15 protein-coding genes and 1 pseudogene are annotated in these 22,159 nt (G+C 47.2%); 2 read left to right on the top strand and 14 right to left on the bottom strand.

What is annotated here, in order from left to right:
• Positions 1-58 precede the first annotated feature (58 nt).
• From GKR48_RS04885 to GKR48_RS04865, 5 genes are read right to left on the bottom strand one after another with little or no spacing between them, the layout of a single operon-like run.
• Positions 59-1,201, bottom strand: a complete 1,143-nt coding sequence (locus tag GKR48_RS04885) for a cupin domain-containing protein (protein ID WP_154627251.1) — start codon at positions 1,199-1,201, stop codon at positions 59-61.
• A gap of 28 nt (positions 1,202-1,229) precedes the next feature.
• A complete protein-coding gene (locus tag GKR48_RS04880; protein WP_154627250.1) occupies positions 1,230-3,545 on the bottom strand; it encodes a bifunctional salicylyl-CoA 5-hydroxylase/oxidoreductase in 2,316 nt (771 codons plus the stop codon).
• Positions 3,546-3,573: 28 nt separating this feature from the next.
• Positions 3,574-3,996, bottom strand: coding sequence for an acyl-CoA thioesterase (locus GKR48_RS04875; protein ID WP_154602039.1), 423 nt, complete (start codon positions 3,994-3,996; stop codon positions 3,574-3,576).
• Positions 3,997-4,006: 10 nt separating this feature from the next.
• Positions 4,007-5,551 (bottom strand): indolepyruvate oxidoreductase subunit beta family protein, encoded by a 1,545-nt coding sequence (locus GKR48_RS04870; protein ID WP_230088593.1) that lies wholly within the window; start codon positions 5,549-5,551, stop codon positions 4,007-4,009.
• Positions 5,552-5,559: 8 nt separating this feature from the next.
• The gene (locus GKR48_RS04865) at positions 5,560-7,758 is read right to left on the bottom strand and encodes a thiamine pyrophosphate-dependent enzyme (protein ID WP_154602117.1); all 2,199 of its coding nucleotides are present in this window, start codon (positions 7,756-7,758) and stop codon (positions 5,560-5,562) included.
• A 716-nt stretch (positions 7,759-8,474) separates the two neighbouring features.
• On the opposite strand from GKR48_RS04865, the gene GKR48_RS04860 reads away from it, so the two are divergent.
• Positions 8,475-9,482, top strand: a complete 1,008-nt coding sequence (locus GKR48_RS04860) for an AraC family transcriptional regulator (RefSeq protein ID WP_154627249.1) — start codon at positions 8,475-8,477, stop codon at positions 9,480-9,482.
• A 176-nt stretch (positions 9,483-9,658) separates the two neighbouring features.
• Here the strand turns inward: GKR48_RS04860 and GKR48_RS04855 are convergent, their stop codons facing one another.
• The 7 genes from GKR48_RS04855 to soxR form a co-directional block, all read right to left on the bottom strand.
• Complete coding sequence (locus tag GKR48_RS04855; RefSeq protein WP_154627248.1) at positions 9,659-10,555, bottom strand: SphA family protein; 897 nt, start codon at positions 10,553-10,555, stop codon at positions 9,659-9,661.
• Positions 10,556-10,687: 132 nt separating this feature from the next.
• Positions 10,688-12,301 carry a phytoene desaturase family protein gene (locus GKR48_RS04850; RefSeq protein ID WP_154627247.1) on the bottom strand — a complete coding sequence of 538 codons (1,614 nt, stop codon included), beginning with the start codon at positions 12,299-12,301 and terminating at the stop codon, positions 10,688-10,690.
• Between the two features lie 3 nt (positions 12,302-12,304).
• Positions 12,305-13,087 (bottom strand): cyclase family protein, encoded by a 783-nt coding sequence (locus tag GKR48_RS04845; protein ID WP_154627246.1) that lies wholly within the window; start codon positions 13,085-13,087, stop codon positions 12,305-12,307.
• A gap of 14 nt (positions 13,088-13,101) precedes the next feature.
• The gene (locus GKR48_RS04840) at positions 13,102-13,638 is read right to left on the bottom strand and encodes a flavin reductase family protein (RefSeq protein WP_230088591.1); all 537 of its coding nucleotides are present in this window, start codon (positions 13,636-13,638) and stop codon (positions 13,102-13,104) included.
• Positions 13,639-13,649: 11 nt separating this feature from the next.
• On the bottom strand, positions 13,650-14,897 hold the full coding sequence (locus tag GKR48_RS04835; protein ID WP_154627245.1) for a styrene monooxygenase/indole monooxygenase family protein: 1,248 nt from the start codon (positions 14,895-14,897) through the stop codon (positions 13,650-13,652).
• 35 nt (positions 14,898-14,932) lie between these two features.
• Complete coding sequence (locus GKR48_RS04830; RefSeq protein WP_154627244.1) at positions 14,933-15,718, bottom strand: SDR family oxidoreductase; 786 nt, start codon at positions 15,716-15,718, stop codon at positions 14,933-14,935.
• Positions 15,719-15,912: 194 nt separating this feature from the next.
• Positions 15,913-16,395, bottom strand: coding sequence for a redox-sensitive transcriptional activator SoxR (gene soxR / locus GKR48_RS04825; RefSeq protein WP_195848221.1), 483 nt, complete (start codon positions 16,393-16,395; stop codon positions 15,913-15,915).
• A gap of 183 nt (positions 16,396-16,578) precedes the next feature.
• On the opposite strand from soxR, the pseudogene GKR48_RS04820 reads away from it, so the two are divergent.
• Positions 16,579-18,378: pseudogene (locus tag GKR48_RS04820) on the top strand (efflux RND transporter permease subunit); the annotation flags it as partial.
• A 288-nt stretch (positions 18,379-18,666) separates the two neighbouring features.
• On the opposite strand, the gene arnT reads toward GKR48_RS04820, so the two are convergent.
• Both arnT and GKR48_RS04810 read right to left on the bottom strand, forming a co-directional pair.
• A complete protein-coding gene (gene arnT / locus GKR48_RS04815; RefSeq protein WP_154627242.1) occupies positions 18,667-20,313 on the bottom strand; it encodes a lipid IV(A) 4-amino-4-deoxy-L-arabinosyltransferase in 1,647 nt (548 codons plus the stop codon).
• Positions 20,314-20,747: 434 nt separating this feature from the next.
• Complete coding sequence (locus GKR48_RS04810; protein WP_154627241.1) at positions 20,748-22,022, bottom strand: bifunctional O-acetylhomoserine aminocarboxypropyltransferase/cysteine synthase; 1,275 nt, start codon at positions 22,020-22,022, stop codon at positions 20,748-20,750.
• Between the last annotated feature and the right edge of the window lie 137 nt (positions 22,023-22,159).

The following is a 22,159-nucleotide window of genomic DNA, read 5'->3' as shown; positions in this document are numbered from 1 at the left end:
AATTAAAATCAATAATCGGAATAAATAGCTAAAAAAAATAAATAGTTAGAATAAAAACTTAGCTAATCACTTTTTGGTGCCCATCATTGTCCACAAGCGCCTCTTCATAATAGAGACCAAGGGAGTGCATCACTGGCAGGTCGTTAAAGCAGAACAGACACGCGTCTTCACTCTGGGATGTATTCACATGTTCGTGGAACATCCATGATGGCACGCAGAAAATATCTCGCTCTTGCCAGTCAAAGCGCTGCCCATTAATAATCGAATACCCTTTTCCTTTCGCCACTTGGTAAATAAAACTGCCCGTATGGCGATGAGCTTTACCAACAAACCCAGGGCGTAATAACTGCATACTAGCCCCAATAGTTGGCATCACAGGTCCACCCGTTAATGGGTTGGTGTAGTTCATTAAAACATCATCAAACACCGAGCCATCCGTCACTTTTGCAGCGCGTTGCAATGCTTCATAAGTTGGCCCCCACTGATATTTGAATAATGGCGAATACGGCTTATCCCATCCCACATGGTGTGGGCGCAATGCTGTCGCTCCCCACATGCCAACGGGATAATCAATTGGGCGAGTTTGCGCTTGATGTAAATCAGGGTGAACCTTGTAGAAACCCGCTTCCATCGCATTGACTAATGGAATATCGAGACCATCCTGCCAAATACACGGTAGCCCGCCTTCTTCCACCCCATGTTCATGCCAAGTACCGTTAGGCGTTAGTACAAAATCATTGGCTTCTAGAATCATTTTTTGCCCTTCCACAATGGTGTAGGCGCCACGCCCTTCCATAATGAAACGCAATGCTGATGATGAATGAGCATGAGCAGAAGCCGCTTCCCCGGGATGCATCACCTGCAAACCCGAATATAACCAACCCACGGCAGCCGCCACATCTTGGCGCCCCGGGTTATTTAAGTAGATCACGCGGCGACCCGCTTTTTCTGGGGTCACTAAATCTACCGAACGCAAAACATGCTCACGCAAATCTTGGTAGCGCCATAACACAGGCACGGATTGTGATTTTGGCTGCCACGGCTCTATTTTGTTGGCAACCGTCCATAATGCGCCCGTATTGAATTCATCTAACTGTTTGTAATACTTTAACAATTCTGGTGTATCTTCCACATCTGCGCGTCCTGCGACATTTTCTCTGTATTGGTCATGGGACTGAATTTCATGGGAGTGGGCTGTCATGGTGTTTCCTCCTCTCGCATTTACGCCATTAACGGCTTTTCGATTGTTGGATTAATTGTTGGCGACCATATTCATAAGGCGCTGGCCACGTGACTGAATTCCACCCAAAGCGAGCACACTCATGGAGTAACCAAGCAGGGTCGGCAAGGAGTGGTCGAGAGAGCGCACAAAGATCTGCTCGCCCTGACGCGATAATGCTATTCACTTGATCCGCATCAGTGATCGCTCCGACGGCAATCACCGGTACCGATCCTTCATTGCGAATACGATCCGCCATTGGGGTTTGGTACATACGCCCATAAACTGGCTGCTGAAGAGGAGAAACTTCACCCGATGAGCAGTCGATAATATCCGCGCCCGCTTGATGAAGTGCCTGCCCAATTAATACCGCCTCATCGACTGTTGTGCCGCCTTCAACCCAATCTGTCGCAGAGATGCGCACAGACAATGGCTTATCGTCAGACCATACTTTTCTGACTGCGCTCACCACCGCTAACGGAAAACGTAGACGATTTTCTAGCGAGCCGCCGAACCCATCGGTACGCTGGTTAGTTAATGGAGAGATAAAGCTCGATAACAGATAGCCATGCCCAGCTTGCAGCTCTAACCAATCAAAACCAGCTTGATCTGCGCGTTTTGCTGCCGCCACGAACTGATCGATAATCGTCGCCATTTGGGCTTCGGTTAGCTCAGTGGGTGTCTGTGAAATTGAAGGTAAATAAGGTAATGGTGATGCGGAAACTAATGGCCAATTACCTTGTTTCATTGGGTGGTTTTCTTGCTCCCAGCCGCGCTGTGTTGAACCACGACGCCCAGCATGCCCCAATTGGATACCAATTTTCGCATCTGTTTTCTGGTGTACAAATTGCGTCACATTTTTCCATGCCGCCACTTGCGCATCATTCCAAATACCCGGGCAGCCTGTCGTGACTCGTGCTTCAGGAGAAATCGCCGTCATTTCCGTCATAATCAGGCTAGCCCCACCTAATGCGCGGCTACCAATATGCACCAGATGGAAATCACTGACTAACCCATCAGTTGCGCAATACAGCAGCGTTGGAGACGCTATCACGCGGTTTTTCAGTTCCACATTACGCAAGCGAAATGGCGTCAACATCGGGGTGACTTTTTGGTTAGCCACCTGCGTTGGTAAACCCGATTTTTCGGCAAACCAGTTTTCATAATGGGTTAACCAGTTGCTATCACGCACACGTAAATTTTCATGAGAGATGCGCTGAGAACGGGTTAATAAAGAATAAGCAAACTGCTCAGGGTCAAGGTTTTCATAGCGTTGCACGTTTTCAAACCACTCGGTCGAGTTACGCGCCGCATTCTGGATTTTCAGCACTTCGACACTGCGAACTTTTTGGTAGTGCTCAAGCCCCTTGCGCAAATCCCCTTGGGTCTCTTTCAAGCTTTCGCACAGCTCAATCGCATCTTCCAGAGCCAGTTTAGTGCCTGAACCAATAGAGAAGTGGGCGGTATGAGCGGCATCCCCCATCAGCACCACAGGAACTTCCTTGCTGCTTGTTGGCTGTGTCCAGTGCACCCAGTTATCACAAATTACGCGAGGGAAGCGGATCCAAATCGCTGCACCACGTAAGTGCGCTGCATTAGCAATCAGTTTTTCGCCGTCCAGCCACGGGGCGAACAGCTTTTCACAGTAGGCAATCCCATCTTCTTGAGACATTTGGTCAATACCCGCTTTCAGCCAAGTTTCTTCGGTGGTTTCCACGATAAATGTGGATAACCCTTCTTGGAATTGATAAGCGTGAACTTGGAACCAACCGTGTTCATTTTCCGCGAACAAGAAGGTAAATGCGTCGAAAATCTTTTTTGTACCTAACCAAACAAAACGGCAACGACGTTGATCAATATCGGGTTTGAAGATATTTTCATAGCGAGTACGGACTGCGCTGTTGATCCCGTCAGACGCAATCACTAGATCCGCATCATATTGACGTGCAATTTCTTGGTCATCCGCCACTTGGGTCTCAAATACCAATTCCACACCCACTTCAAGGCAGCGATCTTGCAAGATATTGAGAAGCTTTTTACGCCCAATACCAATGAAGCCATGCCCGCCACTACGGTTACAGCTACCTTTAAAATGAATGTCGATATCATCCCAATGGCTAAATTCAGCACTGATCGTTTCTGCTGAGACGGGATCTGCTTTGCGCAAATTACTTAATGTGGCATCAGAAAATACCACGCCCCAACCGAAGGTGTCATAAGGGCGGTTACGTTCAACCACCACCACACGGTTACTTGGGTTTTGCAGTTTCATCAGCAACCCAAAATAAAGCCCAGCGGGACCGCCGCCGATACAAACGATATTCATGGAATTTCTCCTTTATTACGTTGTGCCATTACACCGGTTGCTGCTGGGTTAAGGCGCTATACAGTGCTTCAGGGATTGGAATAGCCTGATGCGTAATCAGTGATGTAGTGACATAAGTTTGCGTCACTTCCATGCGCAACTCGCCATCAAGGCTGATACAGCGTTGACGTAAAGTTAGTGATTTACCGCCTATGCGTTCGACATGCAGCTCAAGCTGAACATCATCTCCCATACGGCTAATCGCTTTAAAATCCGCCTCTAAATGCACCGTGGGCAAACCAAAGCGCTGATCGAGGATGTACCCCGCAAATCCTTCAGGGAGTAATTCATCAAACCAACGCTCAATGAGGTTGTTAAACATCACGAAATATTGCGGGTAAAACACGATCCCAGCGGGATCACACTCTGAAAAATTGATCCGATGGTTTCGAGAAAATGTCAGTAAACTCATGATGCTATCCTTATTCCATCGCCAAACGCTGACGGCATTTTTTCAACTCATTACCATGTTCATCCGCCAGCGCCGCTTCACGTAATTCACGTAAATTAATCGGTGCTAGCTGGCTACCATGACGTTCAACAATCTCCATCAAAACTTGGAAATTGCGCAATCCACGAGCATGGGTGTCGCTATACCCCTTAACCACTCTCTGACATTGCGCAATTTCGGTTGCCAAAGCAGGGTTACTTTTTGCGGCTTGCACGACGGTGGCTAGCCATTTTTCAATGCGATTATTTTCAAGCTGATAACGCAGCGTTGAGCGACGCCCTCTGCGCCATGCGGCTAGCACGTACAACTGTAAGAATCCCCACAAGGAACTGGTAGTGATTGTTCGTCCCCTTTGCGTCAATTTACGAACGGCTTTGTGTACCCAATGTGGTTTCATCAACCAGTTGCCTAAACTTTTGGGAAGCGTTTCGCAAATCTCTTCGATTCTTGGATGCATAAATTCATTGATGTCGAGCAATTGGTTATCTTTCGCTTGGACTTCACTGCGTACTCGGGCAAAACGGCTATCTCGAATTTTTAAGTCCGCGACGCGAATGGTGTCCTCATAAGACATCCATAGCGCTAAGTGGCGCACTAGCGCACGCTGCAAACGCGGATCATCACCGCCTTTTTGCGCAAATAACCCTTGCAGTCGATTGAGGTACGTTTCGGCATACGCAGGGTCTTGATAATCAACCAGTCGGCGAACACCTTCTGTTGCAAGGTAGTGAACATGGTCCGGAAACTGACCTTCAATCCGAGAAAGGAGAGCAGCTACATGTTTGTTTTTTGGCGTTTTTTCTACCGATTTTACGGATTCTGCTTGATAAGCTTCTTCAGGCTGAGCCGCTTTTTCAGCGCCCAATGCAAATGCCCGCAAGCTCGGTTTTACCCCTACGCCACCACGAACGATGGTTTCTTCAAATTGTTCACGGCTAAAGGGCAGTACCCCCGAACCAAACAGTGCACCGAACAATACGGCGCTGATCACGCTGCCACTCTCTTGCGCCGCTTGCGCCATATCAAAATGTACAAACTGACGGGCGGCTTGCCCCGCATGACGGATCAACGCTTGGCTATCCACTCGCCCATCCCCCATAGCCGATTTTTCTGCGATGGAATAAACCCGATGGGTCGAACTAATCAGCGTGGTACGCTCCGCAGTCACAAAACCACGTTGTACAGCGCGCCCAGCCTCCATCAGCTCTGAAGCCAACACCACATCCACATCACCGGGCATTGGCATTAACGCTAAAACAGGTGAAGGCGTTTTCGGGTTATCAGCACCAGGGAATAATTCAACATAATAAATTGTTGCCCCTGTGCGCTGCGCTACTCCCGGCACAGAAGTGGTTTGCGCAAAATAACCGTTATCTTCGCCAAGATTGACAATCCAATCGGCGAGCACGCCACCACCTTCCCCCCCCATCGCGAGGATGGCGATTTTGATCGGCTGCAAAGCCATTAGCGGTTGAGAAGTCATTAACGATTTAGAAGTCATTAAAGATTGAGTCATGTGCCCCCCTAAAAACTCAGTTGTTCACGGCGGCGTGCATCACGACGCTGCAAGAAGCCAATAAACCAGCCGCGAACACGGTGGCGCAGTTTGTCCCAACCATTTGGATTGGTAATAATCTGAGCTTTAAAGAATGAAGGACACAGCACTGCTGCATGGGAGACTTCACCGCACAGCCCACAGCCTACGCAACTATCCATCACTGTCGCGACTGGGTCTGTCCGTAAAGGATCTGGGTTAGGTTTGATTGATAAAGATGGGCAACCCGATAAACGAATACAGGAGTGGTCTCCCGTGCAAGTATCTGAATCAACACCAAAACGTTCACGGACAACTCGCTTTCCTGCTGAAACATCTTCACGGACTTTTTTCTTTTCGCGACGCTGCTTGTTCAACATACATTCGCTTTGCGCAATTAACACTTTAGGGCCGCTTTCTGTCGTCGTCAGTGCCTCACGCAAGGTGTTCGTCATGGCTTTTAAATCGTAGGTACGGGTGATGGTTTTCACCCAGTTCACCCCAACACCTTTAACGGCTTTTTCAATCTCATGGCCAGTACTGCGAGTAGGATTTAGCGCCGTTGACGACAAAATATCTTGTCCACCCGTTGCTGAGGTATAACTGTTATCAACAACAATAGTTAAGTTATCGCTACGGTTAAATACGCTGTTAGCAATACCGCTGGTTAACCCGTTATGCCAAAAACCGCCATCTCCCATCACAGAAATAGCCCGTTTACCCGCTTTCGCATTCAGCGCAGCGGCACCCGCACCACCCAGCCCGTAGCCCATCGTGGTGTTTCCGAGGTTAAATGGCGGCAGAATCGAGAATAAATGGCAGCCAATATCTGCACTCACATGGTGCTCGCCCAGTTCACGCTCAATTAGCTTCATTGCAGTAAAAATCGGACGTTCAGGGCAGCCAGTACAGAACCCTGGTGGACGCGCATGTACCGTTTCATTCAGAGTAGGTTCCGCAGCGTTCACATATTCAGGTAGGTCATCATCGGCTTTCACGGCCGCGACATTAATGGTTGGAATACGAATCTGATTTGCAGCCGCTTTCACTTGTGGCTCGATTTTGCCATAGCGTTCGAAAAACGAGCGCAGCCCCGCCAATACCGTCGCGGTGTTATATTCTCCCGCCATTGGCAGCATATCCTTGCCATGCAACGCCACATCAATATTGCGTTGACGTAAAATGTTCGCCACATTTTGCTCAACAAAGTTGGGTTGCCCTTCCTCTAAAACCAAAATGGCTTTTTTATTGCGGCAAAAGCGTTCAAATTCATCATCAATCAGCGGGTACGCCACATTCATGACATACAACGGGATTTTGCTATTACCAAAAACGTCGGCGAGACCAATCTGGTTTAATGCACGGATCAGTGTGTTGTAGTTGCCACCTTGTAAGGCGATCCCCACATCTTCGGCATCTTCCGCAAAAAATTCGTTGAGTTCACGTTGCTGAATAAATTTGATGGCAGCAGGCCAGCGAGCCTCAATTTTCTCTTTTTCATGTAAAAAACTGGCAGGCGGTAACACGATGCGGCTTACGTCACGAGTTGGGTTTTCTAACGCATCTTTGACCGTAAATTTAGGGTGTTGGTTATCAGAGCATGTGAACTGTCCATGAACATGGCAAGAGCGAATGCGCATTTGCAGCATAACTGGGGTATTACTAGCTTCGGAAAGGTCAAAACCATCTTTAACGGCTTGAACAATACAAGGTAAATTAGGGCGTGGGTCGAGTAGCCACATTTGGGATTTCATAGCAAATGCGTGGCTACGTTCCTGCATGATAGAGGAACCTTCGCCGTAATCTTCACCGACGATAATCAACGCACCACCCAGTACGCCGCCAGAGGCTAAGTTTGCTAATGCATCTGAAGCCACGTTAGTACCAACTGTTGCTTTGAATGTCACTGCGCCACGCAAAGGGTAGTTAACTGATGCAGCTAGTGTTGCAGCCGCAGTAGCTTCACTGGCGCTATTTTCGAAACGAATACCGTAGTCCGATAGGATATCCTGCGCATCTGCCAGCACATCCATCAAGTGGGAAATCGGTGCGCCCTGATAGCCAGCCACATAGGAGACTCCCGATTCGAGTAACGCTTTTGTAACGGCAAGGATCCCTTCACCGCTGAAGACTTCACCTTCACCCTGCCGTAATTTTTGAACTTCTTGAACAAACGAGCGCTCAGCCATTTTAACCTCACCAGTCAACGTCAGCACGTTGTTATCTTTTTTGTGTTTCTTTCTTGTATCTCATTTGTTAAGAAAAGGTCAATCCATGATTAATCATGCATATTATATTTTTGCAGAGAGTGGATAAGGGGTGCATAGAGCGGACAAAATCATTGTAAAATAATGAGAAAATAGAAAAATGAGAGATAGTTGATAAGAAAGTGAGCCAAAGATACTCATGACTAATTTCCCTAATTAATCAACTAATAATCCTAATTACCCCTTACAAATAGAAGGGAATTAGAGTATTCCTCTAATAAAAAATAAAATTCCATAATAGATAACTTTTTGCTTAACTAATAGGTAGATAAATATATAAAACAATATGAATAATCATATATTTAAAACTAAAATCCAATAAAAATAACTTTATTTTTTAGTTTGTTATGGAAATCACAATCAGTGAATTCTCTCTATTTTCTTGCAGTATTCGGATAGTTTTTGCACAAATATGGCTAGGTAAGCAAATTCCTTTATGCTATGTTCGAAGCACAATTGGTTAAAAATTGTTTAATAAAATGTTAATAAAATCGACCCATGTGATGAGTCGAAGATAATAAAAAAATAACAATGAGATATCGGAATATCCCATAGAGACCCTCAAGGATTCTAGCTTATCGCGGCACTCGCTAGTCAACCTATCAAGGGCACAGTGTTTACTTTGGAGGCACCTCCTTATGTTGAGCAATTCATGGCCTTACGCACCTGCACCTCAGATAGAGAACCAACTCTGTTCTTCTGAGCGATTATTATTCAGTTCAGCTGATCCTGAAGAGATCAAATCCATGGTGGGTCGAGTGATGAAGCCCCATCAATTTCAGTTACTTAACCCGCATCAACGTCTTGATGCTCGAATGCATTACATTCCAATGGGGGATATTTCCCTCAGCCGCCTGCGCTATGGGGCAGATGTGGCTATCACTCCCGGGCAATTGGAAGATTTTTTTCTGGTGCAAATGCCATTGTCAGGTAGTGCAATTATCGAAAGCGGCGGGAAAACCTTAGAATCCACACCGCAGATGGCTTCTTTACTTAGCCCAGAAGAGTCTACGGTGATGCGATGGAATGGTGATAATGACCAATTTATGCTGCGAATTTCTCGTTCTTTATTAGAGCGTACATTGGTTGGGCAGCTTGGACATACCTTAGAGAAACCGTTAGTTTTTGAATTAGGGTTTGCTTGGCAGTCTTGCATTGCATGGCGTACGTTGATGAATTATTTGGTTGAGTGCGCAACGCGTACGCCTGATTTACTACAACATAAACTGATAACCACCCAAGTGGAGCAATTGGTTTCTGTCACCCTACTTTCCACCCACCAGCATAATTATTTAGAAAATTCCGGTATGCGCCGAGCCACTATTCGTCCGCGTCATGTACGCCGTGTGCAAGAGTATCTCGAAGCACACGCCCACGAGCCAATTACCGTTGAACAACTCGCCCATATTGCTGGCGTCAGTTTGCGCAGCTTATATGCCGGTTTTAAAGAGTTTTTAGATATTAGTCCGATGCAATATTTACGTGATTTACGTATGGAGCGAGTTAGAGCCGAATTGATGTCTGGGGAAGCCACCAGCGTGACTGGCGTAGCATTGCGTTGGGGGTTCGCCCATATGGGACGGTTTAGCGCAGAATATAAGCAACGCTATGGAGAGAGTCCAAGCCAAAGTATGAAAAAAGCGTAAATTCATGTAGTAAAACCAGTCTAGATAAAAATGACCGTATGGCTGATTAGCGAGTTGTACGGTCATTTTTTCATATATGGAAGACTCGACTATCACCTGAAAATGAAAATAGGTAATAGGAATTATGTACTTCAATATCAGCAGCCTTTCGGCTGCCAATATTGAAGAGGAAGGAATTAAAACGGAATAGACGCTTTGAGGTAAATTTGTGAACCTTCTGGACGATTTTTCACAGAGAAATCCTTCTCCCACTTCGCCGTAAATAGCCAACCTTGTGGGTTTGCATAACGGATTGAAGGACCTACCGCGAAAGCTTGAGCCTTACCTTGTGCTGAATTTGGGCCGCTGTCATTGGTGGTTTGCATAAATCCATATCCCCCAATCCCTGCTACCCAGCCATTACCAAAGCCCCAGCCTAATGCATAATCGGCGTGGAATGCTTGCCCTGAACGTGTGTCCGTATCATTGTTGCGGAAATTAAAGTCATACATCATTTTTAAATCCGCATTCACCCCGACAGGTGGAATGTAGCTGATTGCCCACACCGGCTGTAATACCCAGTAATTTTTCCCTAAACTTGATGGGTCAGTTTTACTGTATTTTCCGGTTGGCGCGTAAGCATCCAGCCCTAAGACATAATGCAAGTCAGCGGAAGGATGGAAACCGAGTGCGGGACCAAAAGTAATATCCCCGAGTCCACGACTGGTTTCTTTATTCCCCGCCGCCTTCGCCGTCACATCCAACAAAGGAAGGATGGTATGAAACGCTAAATCGCCACCAAACACTTTTTGGTCAGTTACCCAGATAAAACGTGGTGCGAGTACGTTCACATTCACACTAAAACCGGGGATTGGAATTTTATCACCTTTGTTGTCACGAACACTGTCATAGTGGGCATTTCCACCATAGACCAGCACATGGACACCTTGCGGTGGCAATGCGCCAGACATAAAGTTTTCTAGCCCATCAGGGTAGATCCCAAGACCGCCCCCTTCTGTTGCGACAGCACCAAATGACAGTGCACCCAAGCACGAGCCGACGAGCAGCTTATTCACCATTTCTTTATTCATCATTTACCTGCCGCTGTAGTGGTTTTATGATATTTTTTATATGTTTACTTTTGTGTTTGCCGTGTTTTTATGATCGACATGTGTTTATGATCGATATGTTTGTCTTGCCTAGAATTGATTCAAGCCCATTCTCTATTACCGCTTTTTCTTCGCTGCTAATTTCTCAGCAACTAAATACCCAGAGCCCCCGCCAAGACCAGGGCCCGGATGGGTTGATGCTCCAATATGGAACAGATTTTTGACTGCCGTTTGGTGTGCTTTGGTCTGCCCTGAAGCGGCAAACGGTCGCAACCAAAAGAATTGATCTGGCGAACAGGTTCCTGAATACGGATCCCCCCCCACCAGATTGCAGTTATAACGTTCGAGATCGGCGGGGGAAATCGCCTTGCGGCCGACGATCAAATCAGACACACCGGGCATCACCATTTCCAAACGCTGCTGAATGCGATCGGCAACGGCTTCACGCACCTCATCATTCCAGCGTCCATCTTCAGGGATCGCAATTTCTCCCGCCGCATCCCCTTTAAGATGGCGAGGTAATTCTTGCATTTGGATCCACAAGATCCACCCGCCTTCAGGAGCACGGCTTGGGTCTAATGTGGTAGGTTGACCGATCCCAAACGTCGGGCGATCCGGCAGATAGCCATTATTGGCTTGGGTGACGGACAAGCACACTTGCTCCATGCTCTCTGTGAAATGAACCAGTGGCACATTGAGTAATTCAGGGTTGCACCATGGCGGCGGCGCGCTTAGCGCAAAGTGGATTTGCATTCCACCACGACCATAACGATAGCCTTTCGCCCGCTGCTTCACTTGTGGCGAAACCTCATCGAGCAAACCGCCATATAGCTGGGTTGGCGTCACATTGCACACCACACTTTCACTCGCGGGAATAAATTGCCCATTCACACGAACCCCTGTGGCACGGCTATTTTTACCGCTACCCTGTGTGATGATCTTCTCCACATGGGCGTTGGTACGTAACTCGCCACCATGTTGTTCAATCACTTTGGTGAACGCGTCAACAATCCGGTAGCTGCCGCCTTTGACAACGGGCATTCCACCCGCCACAACTGCGGCAAACGTCAGTTTACCAATCAGCGCCGAGCTGGCTTCATCAGGCCCTAACCCTGTATGCAGCACCCACGGCGCCATCAGTGCACGGCTAAAGTCATGCTGTAATTCTCGTTCAGACCAGCGACGAAAACTTTCCACGCCGGATTTAGCGAAATCCAGCAAGCCATCAACGCCGCGTTTGCGCCACTCGGAAAACAGTAACTTGAACATGCTACCGCTGTAGGGATTTTGCCCTAATAGACCAAATGTCAGTGCGGCATCTTCGCTAAACAGTTTTTCGGCCATTTGACGAAATGCTAAACCGTCACCGGGGGCGAGAGCATCCAGCTGTTTGGCGGCCTCCGCAATATCCCGCTTTAATGCCACAGATTTGCCATCAGGTTGCACCAATCCAGTGGAATAGTCGCATTGAGCGAATTCCAAACCCTGTTTTTGAAGCAATGGCGCTAACTCTTGGTAACCAGGGCTACCAACGAACAATGAATACCAGCAAGAAAGTAGGTCGTGAGTGTAGCCGTCAAATAACGCTTCGGTACGAATACAACCGCCAAGGCGATCGTTACGTTCTAGAACCAAGACCGATTTCCCACGCACCGCCAATAAGGCGGCGCACATCAGCGAGTTCATCCCGCTGCCGACCACGATCACTTGGGGGTTGGATAAGGTCGCCATACCTCACCCCACCAGCGCAAGCACGCGTAATGGGCTGCCCGAACCGCCTTCAATTTTCAGGGGCGCTGCGACGATCACCACTCCAGTAGCCGGTAGTTGGTCGAGATTTTTCAAGCATTGCAGACCGTATTTATTGTTGCCGTGCATTAGTGTGTGGCACGGGTACGGCACAGGCCAGCTGTAAGATTGCCCTGCATCTGTATTGATGGTTTCAACCCCAAAGCCTTTAACGTCACGTTGGTGGATAAGCCATTCAACCGCTTCTTGAGAAGGCCCTGGCGTATGAGCACCATCTTCGCGCATATTCACATACGCTTCTGGATTATCAGACTTTTTCGACCAATCTGTTCGCAGTAAAACCCATGCGGCTTTTGGAATTTTGCCGTGTTTCTCTTCCCATTTTTGTAGGAAATCGACGGTTAAGATCCAATCGGGGTTTTGAGCCACTTCTTTGCTAGCATCAACAACGACCGCTGGGGCAATAAAGTGGTGGAGCGGGATAGTATCAACGGTGTTTTTTGGCTGATCTTTACCGCTGATCCAGTGAACGGGAGCGTCAAAGTGGGTACCCGTGTGTTCGCCACAGCTAAAATTATTCCAATACCAAGCGGGGCCATTTTCATCATAACGGGAGATTTGCTCCATTTTGAATGACCACACTTGCCCAAACTCAGCTGGCAGTTGCAATGCTGGAAATGAAGGCGATAAGGTTTGTGTCAGGTCGATAATCTGAATATTGCCTTTTTGTAACTCGCTGGCAAATGACATCAAAGTTTGCTGTTCCATACTATCTCCTGCGCCTATTGCGCTTCATGTAGGGCGGTAAATGTGCCGCTGTGGAAAACTAAAGGCTTACCCGTTTCACTACCAATACGGCGCACATGCCCCACCATCAATAAGTGATCGCCAATATGATCCTGCTTGTGGTTTTCACACACTAACGTCACGATCGCGCCGTGTAAGGCGGGGATCCCTTCTGGCGTGATGTGCACGGCGACATCTTCGAATTTATTTTCAACTCGAGGGTTAGCAAAACGCATCGCCAACTCTTGGTGATCTTTGCCTAAGATATTGATCGTGAAATGTTGGCAATCACGAAATACCGCGAGGTTGGGTGAATGATTCACTAAGCTCCACAGTACCAAAGGCGGATCTAACGACAGTGATGCGAATGAATTGATGGTCAATCCAACGTCACGTCCATCAGGGGTGCGAGTGGTCACAACCGCTACCCCTGTGGGGTAGCAGCCTAGTAAATTGCGTAAGGTTTTCGATTCAAACTCGGTATGACCCCATTCGCTGTCGCACATAAGCGTGTCCTCTGCAATCATCGACATACTGATTTCTCCTACGAAGCGCGAACTTCTTCTTGCATCAGCGATTGAATATACGCATCGCAGGCATGGGCATCGTGCCACCATGGTGCAAGAACCGGTGGATAGTTAAAGGCATTCGCGATGGTGTGCGCTAAGGTTGGCAGCTGTTGCGCTGCGCCTAATGCATTAAGAACATGTGGCTGTGGCGGTGCTAATAGAGCGTTAGTCCACTCCACAACATGGCGACCGTATTTCCAGAATTGTTCAAATGTCTCATTCATCCATTCCGCGGTATACGGCTTGTCGCCACGGGCTAAAATGGCATCGTAATAGACTTTGCTGGCTTTCGTGGCGTTATTCGATCCTTGCCCAGTGAGAGGATCGTTGGTGACTAATGCATCCCCTAAACCGAAGACAATTTTGCCTGATGGTAAAGTGAGAACTGGCTTACGGACTGTTGGGGCAAAGCGCCCTGCCAAAATGCCGTTTTCGTCTGTTAACTCCACATGGCGGCAGCGCTCTGCTTCCCACGGTAAATAGGTATCGATGATTTTTTTGCTGTAGGCCAAATGCTCTTGTGGCGTACGCGCTTCTCCCCATTGATCCATCGGCCCACCTGGCACACCTTCAAAAACCATGATGTGGCAGTCGCCGCTGTTGGTAAGGGATGGGAACACAAAATATTCCCCCACACCCGGTATTAGGTTGAAGGAGACTTGTGAAAACTCAGGGGTTGGCAGCATGCCGTGAACGTACGTGAGCGCTAACGCACGCTGAGGTTTATCATACGGAGAACGAATAGGGTCACGTTCTAGCAGCTTAACAATTTCCCCTTTTCCTCCCGCTAAAATCACTAAATCGTGAGTTTCAGCGAGTTTTTCTAACTCTGCGACGCCCACATCTTCAATCATCAAGTTGCCACCGCGAGCGGCAAATAACTCCAGCCAGTAAGGCATTTTGATACGCTGGTCAACGGCTTGAGCGTAATTATCGATACGTGAGCGCCAGCTAATGGCTTTTTCACCCGCTTTTTCAGGATGCGGGACAGTAAAACCAATACCTTCTACTGGCGGACATTTGTCTTCCCAGAAGTTGATCCCTAAATCACGCTCAAATTGCAGCGAAATATCGAACATACATTGGCTAGACATTACACGGCCATTTTTCACATCATCTGGGGTACGGTTGGTGGCAACCGTCACGTCATAACCTTTGTCCAGCAGCCCTAATGCCAATGGCATACCCGCCTGACCACCACCTACGATTGCAATACGACGCATAGTGAATTCCTCGATAAAATTAAAATCAGGGTGTCTTATTCAGCAAGACGGGGAATGGCGGGTTTCGCCTGTTCAGGTCCCATGGCGGAGTATCCACCATCGACCGCGTAATCTGCGCCAGTGACAAAACTCGCCAGCTCAGACAGTAGAAATGCCACAACTTGAGCCACCTCTTCAGGGTCGCCAACACGTTGTAAAAGATGATAATCCGCCGCGACGCGGTCGGTTTTTTGGCGGTCGCCGCCGGTTAATTCGTCCATCACCCGAGACCATGTCCAACCGGGGGAAACAGAATTGACGCGAATACCGTCGGGAGCATAATCCATCGCTTGGCTACGCGTCACTTCTAGCATGGCGGCTTTCGATGCGGGATAGAGCCAGCGACCTGTTTGCGCCACCGAAGAGGAGATACTGGTGAAGTTTACAATTGCCCCTTTACCTGCTTTGGCTAAATGGGGCTTGGCAAATTGCGCAGCCATCACGGCGCTCACCACGTTGATATTTAATGCCGTTAGCCAGTCTGGACGTGAAGAGGCTTGGCCGTCATCCAGATAGGTTGCGGCCAAATTAACCAAAAAATCGAGTTGACCATATTTTTGCGCAACGCGATCAATGCCTTGCTTTAATTGTTGGTCATCGGTGATATCCACGGGCAGAAAGTCAATATTGGGCTCCGATTGCGCCACATTTTCCCCATTGGTTTTGTCGATATCAAAAATGGTGACTTTGACCCCATAGGAACATAAGATTTTTGCCACGGTTGCGCCGATTTTGGTTGCACCACCCGTCACGATGGCAATTTTGTTGTTCAGACCTTTCATCACTGTGCCCTCTTCGCTCTCATTCGTTCACAAAAAATTAACATGACGAATCATTACGCAAAAAAGGCAAAAATCGGTAGCCCATATGCGCAAAGATTATCCACACAGCGCGGCTATTTAGTTAATAACATGATGATAATAATGGATAAATAGCCACATTTTGCAGTGGCTATCCAGATAGTGAAAAGTGTGATTTAAGGACGTTCGAGGATTTGGGCGCCGGAGCCTTGGTTGCCTAAGATATCTTCAGGGTTGCGCAAAGGGCAATCTTTGAGAGACAAACAACCACAACCAATACAGTGATCCAACTCATTGCGCAATCGAGTTAACTGCTTGATTCGTCTATCTAATGAACTTTTCCACTCCGTTGACATCCCTTTCCATTCTTCCGCCGTCAATTTGCTGTTTGCCGGAAACTGGCCAAGTGCATCTTGGATCTCTTTGAGGGGAATACCGGTACTTTGTGCCACTTTGATAATGGCAATGTAGCGTAAAACCACCGGTGGAAAACGCCGCTGATTTCCTTGTGTTCGGGTACTTTGAATCAGCCCTTTCGCTTCATAAAAATGCACTGTAGAGACCGGAACGCCTGCACGTTTCGCCACTTCCCCTACCGTCAGGGTCCGTGAAAAATCTACCTTTTCAGCGGCAATTTCCCGCGTTTTTATCGTATTCATGGTTTTGCCCACCATTTTTGCTCACCCCCTATTGACCTCAACTTAACTTAAGGTTTTATAGTGCCAGCCTCTTTAATTGTCAATTTAAGATGCCAATGATAATGAATAAAAAAACGCTAACGTTGCTATGTGCAGGGCTTCTTTCCGTAGGTGGCGGAGCCGCCATTTACTCGACTTACGCCAGCTCAGACGATTACCCTCGCCGCAGTGTATGCGCCGATTGGCTTAATGTCTGGATTAACAGGGGCATTGTTTAAAGAGTTTGCGCTCACGTTGGCGGGCGCGGTGATTGTATCTGGCATCGTGGCGTTAACCCTCTCCCCTGTCATGAGTTCGTTTATGTTGAACTCGATACAGAATGAAGGGCGTATGGCACGAATGGCAGAAACCTTCTTCGAGACCCTTGCCCATTACTATACAGCGGTACTGAATTTCTCATTGAAGAACCGCTGGATCACTGGAATTTTGGCTGTTGGTGTCGTGATCAGCCTGCCGATGTTGTATCAATCCGCACCGCGAGAGCTGGCACCAGTTGAAGACCAATCTAGCGTCTTAACCGCGATTAAGTCTCCGCAACATGCCAACCTTGAGTATGTGGAGCGTTTCTCCCGTAAATTACACGATGTGTTTATGGAGCTGCCCGAAACCGAAAGTACGTGGATTATTAACGGCACCGATGGCCCTTCCGCCAGCTTCGGGGGGACAAACTTAACGTCTTGGGAGCAACGAGAGCGCCCTGCATCGATGATCCAATCGGATTTACAAAATCGCGTTGGCGATGTGGAAGGTAACAGTATCTTTGTATTTCAGTTACCTGCATTACCGGGTTCGACGGGCGGTTTGCCTATTCAGATGGTACTAAAAAGCCCGCAAGATTATCCGGTGTTATATCGCACCATGGAAGAGATCAAACAGCAAGCTCGTGAAAGCGGCCTGTTTATGGTGGTAGATAGCGACCTCGACTACAACAACCCTGTGGTTGAAGTTCGCATTAATCGTTCGAAAGCTAATAGTTTAGGCATTCGTATGCAGGATATTGGTGAGTCCCTAACGCTGCTGGTGGGTGAGAATTATATCAACCGCTTTGGCATGGATGGGCACTCTTACGATGTGATCCCACAAAGCCTACGCAGCCAGCGACTGACGCCTGAAGCGTTATCCCGCCATTATGTTAAGTCCGAAGATGGCAGCATGATCCCGCTGTCGATGGTGGTGGATATTTCAACACAAGTAGAGCCGAATAAACTGTCTCAGTTTAATCAGCAAAATGCCGCTATTTTCCAAGCGATCCCTGCACCGGGCGTTACCTTAGGGCAAGCGGTGGCGTATCTCGATGAGATAGCCAGCGAGCTGCCAGCCGGTTTTAGCCATGATTGGCAATCCGATTCACGCCAATATAAACAAGAAGGAAACACCCTCGCCTTCGCGTTTATGGCGGCGCTGATCATCATCTATTTAGTGCTCGCGGCTCAGTATGAAAGTTTAGTGGATCCGTTGATTATCTTAATTACCGTTCCGCTGTCTATCTGTGGTGCCTTGATCCCGCTGGCGCTGGGTTATGCCACCCTCAATATTTATACCCAAATTGGCTTAGTCACTTTAATCGGGCTTATCAGTAAACACGGGATCTTAATGGTTGAATTCGCCAATGAGCTACAAGCTAACGAGGGGTTAGATAAACGCCATGCCATCTTAAAAGCAGCACAGATCCGTTTACGCCCAATTTTGATGACGACGGCAGCAATGGTTATTGGTTTAGTTCCCCTTCTGTTCGCAACTGGCGCCGGAGCAAATAGCCGCTTTGGGCTGGGTCTGGTGATTGTCACAGGCATGCTGGTGGGGACGCTATTTACCCTGTTTGTGTTGCCAACTATCTATTCCGTGCTCGCACGTAATCACAGCGCGACAGCGTTAACCCCAAGACGTTATGAGCTGGCTGAAGCTAACCGTTTAATTAAGCACTCTGAGGAGACGGCACCATGAATTTATCATCGTTAAACCATCTTTCGCTTGTTCCCGCTCGCAAGGAAAAGCGAACAGTTCACGACAGCAAATCAACGGATTTTTCGACCAATCCTATGAGCAACAGTGTGGCAATGATGATGATTTATCATCCTTATCCATCAAGGAACACGCACTCCGACGTCACGAACCGATGGCGTAAATAGTGTTCTTAGCCATGTTTTAATCAATAGAAAAAAAGAGCCGCATACTTTCGTAGTGCGGCTCTTTTTCAATAGGTTCTCAAGAATAGATCATCAGGCTATTAATTTACTGACCTTCATAGAAAGCCATCACCAACTTACCTTCTTTAATAATGATTGGCGTACCTGGTAAAGCATCAATGACTTCATTTTGTGAAGCATCAACCACCACCGCGACGTTGCGGTTATTTTGACTCGCCAGCAAGCTTGGTAGCTGCTCTAAACGGTAAAAACGGTTTTCTGCATCAGGGTAATTCAATCCGTAGCCTAGCTCACCCGTTTGATACAACATGGTAATGTCATCGCGTTTTAGTACCCAAGCCAACGCAGTGCCTAATCCCACATTATTGGTTAAGAGTATCGCGCGGTTTTGTAGCTGATCTTGGTATTTAGTTAGCACGCCTTGCGGGGTGTTATTGCTCTCAATGTATTTAGGGATCACATGCCCAATACTGAGGCTGAGTACTAACGTACAGGCAGCGGCCAATGACCAGAATTTACGGTTAAATGACACCACACCCATCACAGCCCAAAATAGAAATGCCCCTGCGGCAATCCACATTTTGTAGCTTTCATCCCCTTGATATAAATTCATTTTAGGGAAGTAAGGTGAGGCAATAAATGCCCCTGCCGCCGCGACACCCAGCGTAATGTTTATCAGCGCATTCAGACGAATGGTAGCCACTTTATTCTGGGTTAAAACCTGCTGCAAATAAGATGCCATCAAAATCGCGATAGGTGCGATGCACGGCAGAATATAGGTGAGTAGCTTCCCTTTAGTGACACTAAAAAATAGGAAAGGTAGCACCGCCCACAATAAGAAATAAAGGTTCATGCCTCTCGCGCGGACTGCGTGTGCAAGGGATGAAAAGAGGTATCCGAGCCACGGAAGCACTGCCGCCAATAAAATCGGCATATAGAACCAGAACGGAGATTTGTTTTGTGCGTTATCCGCCATAAAACGCTGAATATGCTCAACCCAGAAAAAGTAGCTCCAGAAATCTGGCTCTAGGCTGGCAATCGTGAGCGCCCACGGTAAGCAAACTAACACAGCGACAAGAATCGAAATTAATGCGTACAGGCAGACGTCTTTGAGCTTTTTGAAGTAAATTGCGCTAACGGAACACACTAAAACAGGAAGCACTAAGACTAAAAAGCCTTTTGTCATGACCCCTAAGCCGCATGCCACGCCAATCAAAATATAGGCATACAATTTATGAGCGCGTTGTGTCGTGGTTATCCCCCATTGGAAAAAGAAGATAATCATCGTAATAAAAGCGGTCACAATTGGGTCAAGGATATTGTAAGTCCCAATGGTCAAAATCATAAACATGGAAAGATAAATAAGCACCGCATTAAACGCGAGGTCTTTATTTTTCCATGCCATCTTTGCGCTGAGATAAACAAATAACCCGCTGATCAGGGTGCTAAACACCACGCCTAATCGAACCGAGACATTGTTTTCACCAAATAACATTTGGAAGAAAGAACCGACCCAATAACCAAAAATCGGTTTTTCAAAATAGCGGATACCGAGCAGCTCAGGTACACTCCAATGGCTACTTAATATCAGCTCACGGCTGATTTCTGCATAGCGTAGCTCATCGGGCTGCCATAGCATTCGCCCATTGAGAGGAAGAAAATAGGTTATGAGTACAAAACCGAATAATAGGCACCACTTAAAGTAGGCAACTTTATTATTTGCCATCATCATTTAATCTCAACCATTATTGTCATAAATATTTAATAATTATTATGTTCGCCGAAGCTTCAGGCGCTTTTGATTAATCAAATCAGGGTTCTATTATCGTTAGTTCGACTAAACCCAGTATAAACCAATAAACATTTTCGTATTTCATACGCCCATATGAGATAAACAATCAATAAATGAATATTTTATTTCAACATTAAGATAACAGGATGAGCTGCTTGTTAAGACTCGATTAAAAAACAATAGTTCAGCAATTTCCATTTATTTTTAACAGAATGAAAAATAAATTAAAAAACAGTGCTGATTACGAATAGTTATTAATTCTAGAAAGAAGAGTAAACCCCAACAGTTAATCACGCAGGAAACAATAAAGGCAGTTATTGCAATATATTCTTCACAATAACCACCTTTATTTATCGGTCGCTGCTTAACAAGATTTACTTAGCTGCATCCAAGGCTTGGATTAAGTCAGCAAGAATGTCATCGATATGCTCAATACCAATGGATAAACGGATCATATCGCGCGATACCCCTGCACGAGCTAGCTCCGCATCATTTAATTGACGATGGGTGGTAGATGCAGGATGGCACGCTAATGATTTTGCATCTCCAATATTGACCAAACGAACAATCAGGTTCAGTGCGTCAATAAAACGCGCACCGGCTTCCTGCCCGCCTTTGATCCCAAAAGACATGATACTGGCAGGTTTGCCTTGCATATATTTTTGCGCAAGTGCGTGCTCAGGGTTGCTTGGCAGACCCGCATATTTTACCCATGTCACTTGAGGATGGTTTTCAAGGAATTGAGCCACTTTCAATGCGTTTTCAGTATGGCGTTCCATTCTTAATGCGAGTGTTTCCAGACCTTGTAAGATCAAGAAGGCGTTAAATGGCGATAGTGCTGCTCCCGTCCCACGCAGCGGTGCTACGCGGCAACGGGCAATAAAAGCCGCCGCGCCGAAGTGCTCAGTATAACTGACGCCGTGATAGGCGATATCCGGCTCAACCAGCAGAGAAAAACGCTCTGCGTGCTCCGCCCACGGGAATTTACCTGAATCAATCACCATTCCGCCGATTGAGGTGCCGTGACCACCAATATATTTAGTTAACGAGTGCACCACGATGTCCGCACCGTGTTCAAATGGGCGACATAAATACGGGGTTGCTACGGTATTGTCGACAATCAGAGGTACGCCATGGCGATGCGCAACCTCTGCCAGCGCCACAAGGTCAACAATAAAGCCCGCAGGGTTAGAGATAGATTCACAGAAAACGGCTTTTGTTTTCTCATCAATCAGGGCTTCTAGTGCAGTTAAATCATCGTGTTCAGCAAAACGGGTTTCGATACCAAGGCGCGGCAGAGTATGCGCCAGTAAGTTATACGTACCGCCATACAGTTTTGCCACCGAAACAATGTTATCGCCGACTTGGGCAATAGTTTGAATTGCATAGGTGATAGCCGCCATACCCGAAGCCACCGCCAGCCCGGCAATACCGCCTTCAAGAGCAGCAACGCGCTTTTCTAGCACATCGTTGGTCGGGTTCATAATGCGGGTATAGATATTACCTGCAACTTTTAAGTCGAACAGATCCGCGCCGTGTTGTGTATCGTCAAATGCATAAGAGGTGGTTTGATAAATAGGCACCGCGACAGACTTGGTTGTAGGGTCTGGAGAATAGCCTGCGTGGATTGATAATGTTTCTAATTTCATTGCGTTATCCTTGTTATACCCGCACTGCCAATTGAATGGGTTCTTGTTTTTATTTCACGGTAATCCTTTCCAATATCCCCCAAGTAGATCCCTCACACAACCATCTAGACTTGAAATAATTTCATCTATAGTTATTC

Source organism: Providencia sp. wls1943, assembly GCF_009706275.1.
Taxonomy (GTDB): domain Bacteria; phylum Pseudomonadota; class Gammaproteobacteria; order Enterobacterales; family Enterobacteriaceae; genus Providencia; species Providencia zhijiangensis.
Note: the sequence above shows the minus strand (reverse complement) of the source record. Positions and strands in the feature narration are given on the sequence as shown.

What these genes read in the sequence shown, in the direction of transcription:
- GKR48_RS04845 (WP_154627246.1), bottom strand. Translation starts at nt 13,087, where the DNA reads ATGGAACAGCAAACTTTGATGTCATTTGCCAGCGAGTTACAAAAAGGC.
- GKR48_RS04865 (WP_154602117.1), bottom strand. Translation starts at nt 7,758, where the DNA reads ATGGCTGAGCGCTCGTTTGTTCAAGAAGTTCAAAAATTACGGCAGGGT.
- GKR48_RS04810 (WP_154627241.1), bottom strand. Translation starts at nt 22,022, where the DNA reads ATGAAATTAGAAACATTATCAATCCACGCAGGCTATTCTCCAGACCCT.
- GKR48_RS04840 (WP_230088591.1), bottom strand. Translation starts at nt 13,638, where the DNA reads ATGTCGATGATTGCAGAGGACACGCTTATGTGCGACAGCGAATGGGGT.
- GKR48_RS04855 (WP_154627248.1), bottom strand. Translation starts at nt 10,555, where the DNA reads ATGATGAATAAAGAAATGGTGAATAAGCTGCTCGTCGGCTCGTGCTTG.
- GKR48_RS04870 (WP_230088593.1), bottom strand. Translation starts at nt 5,551, where the DNA reads ATGACTCAATCTTTAATGACTTCTAAATCGTTAATGACTTCTCAACCG.
- GKR48_RS04830 (WP_154627244.1), bottom strand. Translation starts at nt 15,718, where the DNA reads ATGAAAGGTCTGAACAACAAAATTGCCATCGTGACGGGTGGTGCAACC.
- GKR48_RS04875 (WP_154602039.1), bottom strand. Translation starts at nt 3,996, where the DNA reads ATGAGTTTACTGACATTTTCTCGAAACCATCGGATCAATTTTTCAGAG.
- GKR48_RS04880 (WP_154627250.1), bottom strand. Translation starts at nt 3,545, where the DNA reads ATGAATATCGTTTGTATCGGCGGCGGTCCCGCTGGGCTTTATTTTGGG.
- GKR48_RS04835 (WP_154627245.1), bottom strand. Translation starts at nt 14,897, where the DNA reads ATGCGTCGTATTGCAATCGTAGGTGGTGGTCAGGCGGGTATGCCATTG.
- GKR48_RS04850 (WP_154627247.1), bottom strand. Translation starts at nt 12,301, where the DNA reads ATGGCGACCTTATCCAACCCCCAAGTGATCGTGGTCGGCAGCGGGATG.
- soxR (WP_195848221.1), bottom strand. Translation starts at nt 16,395, where the DNA reads ATGAATACGATAAAAACGCGGGAAATTGCCGCTGAAAAGGTAGATTTT.
- GKR48_RS04885 (WP_154627251.1), bottom strand. Translation starts at nt 1,201, where the DNA reads ATGACAGCCCACTCCCATGAAATTCAGTCCCATGACCAATACAGAGAA.
- arnT (WP_154627242.1), bottom strand. Translation starts at nt 20,313, where the DNA reads ATGATGATGGCAAATAATAAAGTTGCCTACTTTAAGTGGTGCCTATTA.
- GKR48_RS04860 (WP_154627249.1), top strand. Translation starts at nt 8,475, where the DNA reads ATGTTGAGCAATTCATGGCCTTACGCACCTGCACCTCAGATAGAGAAC.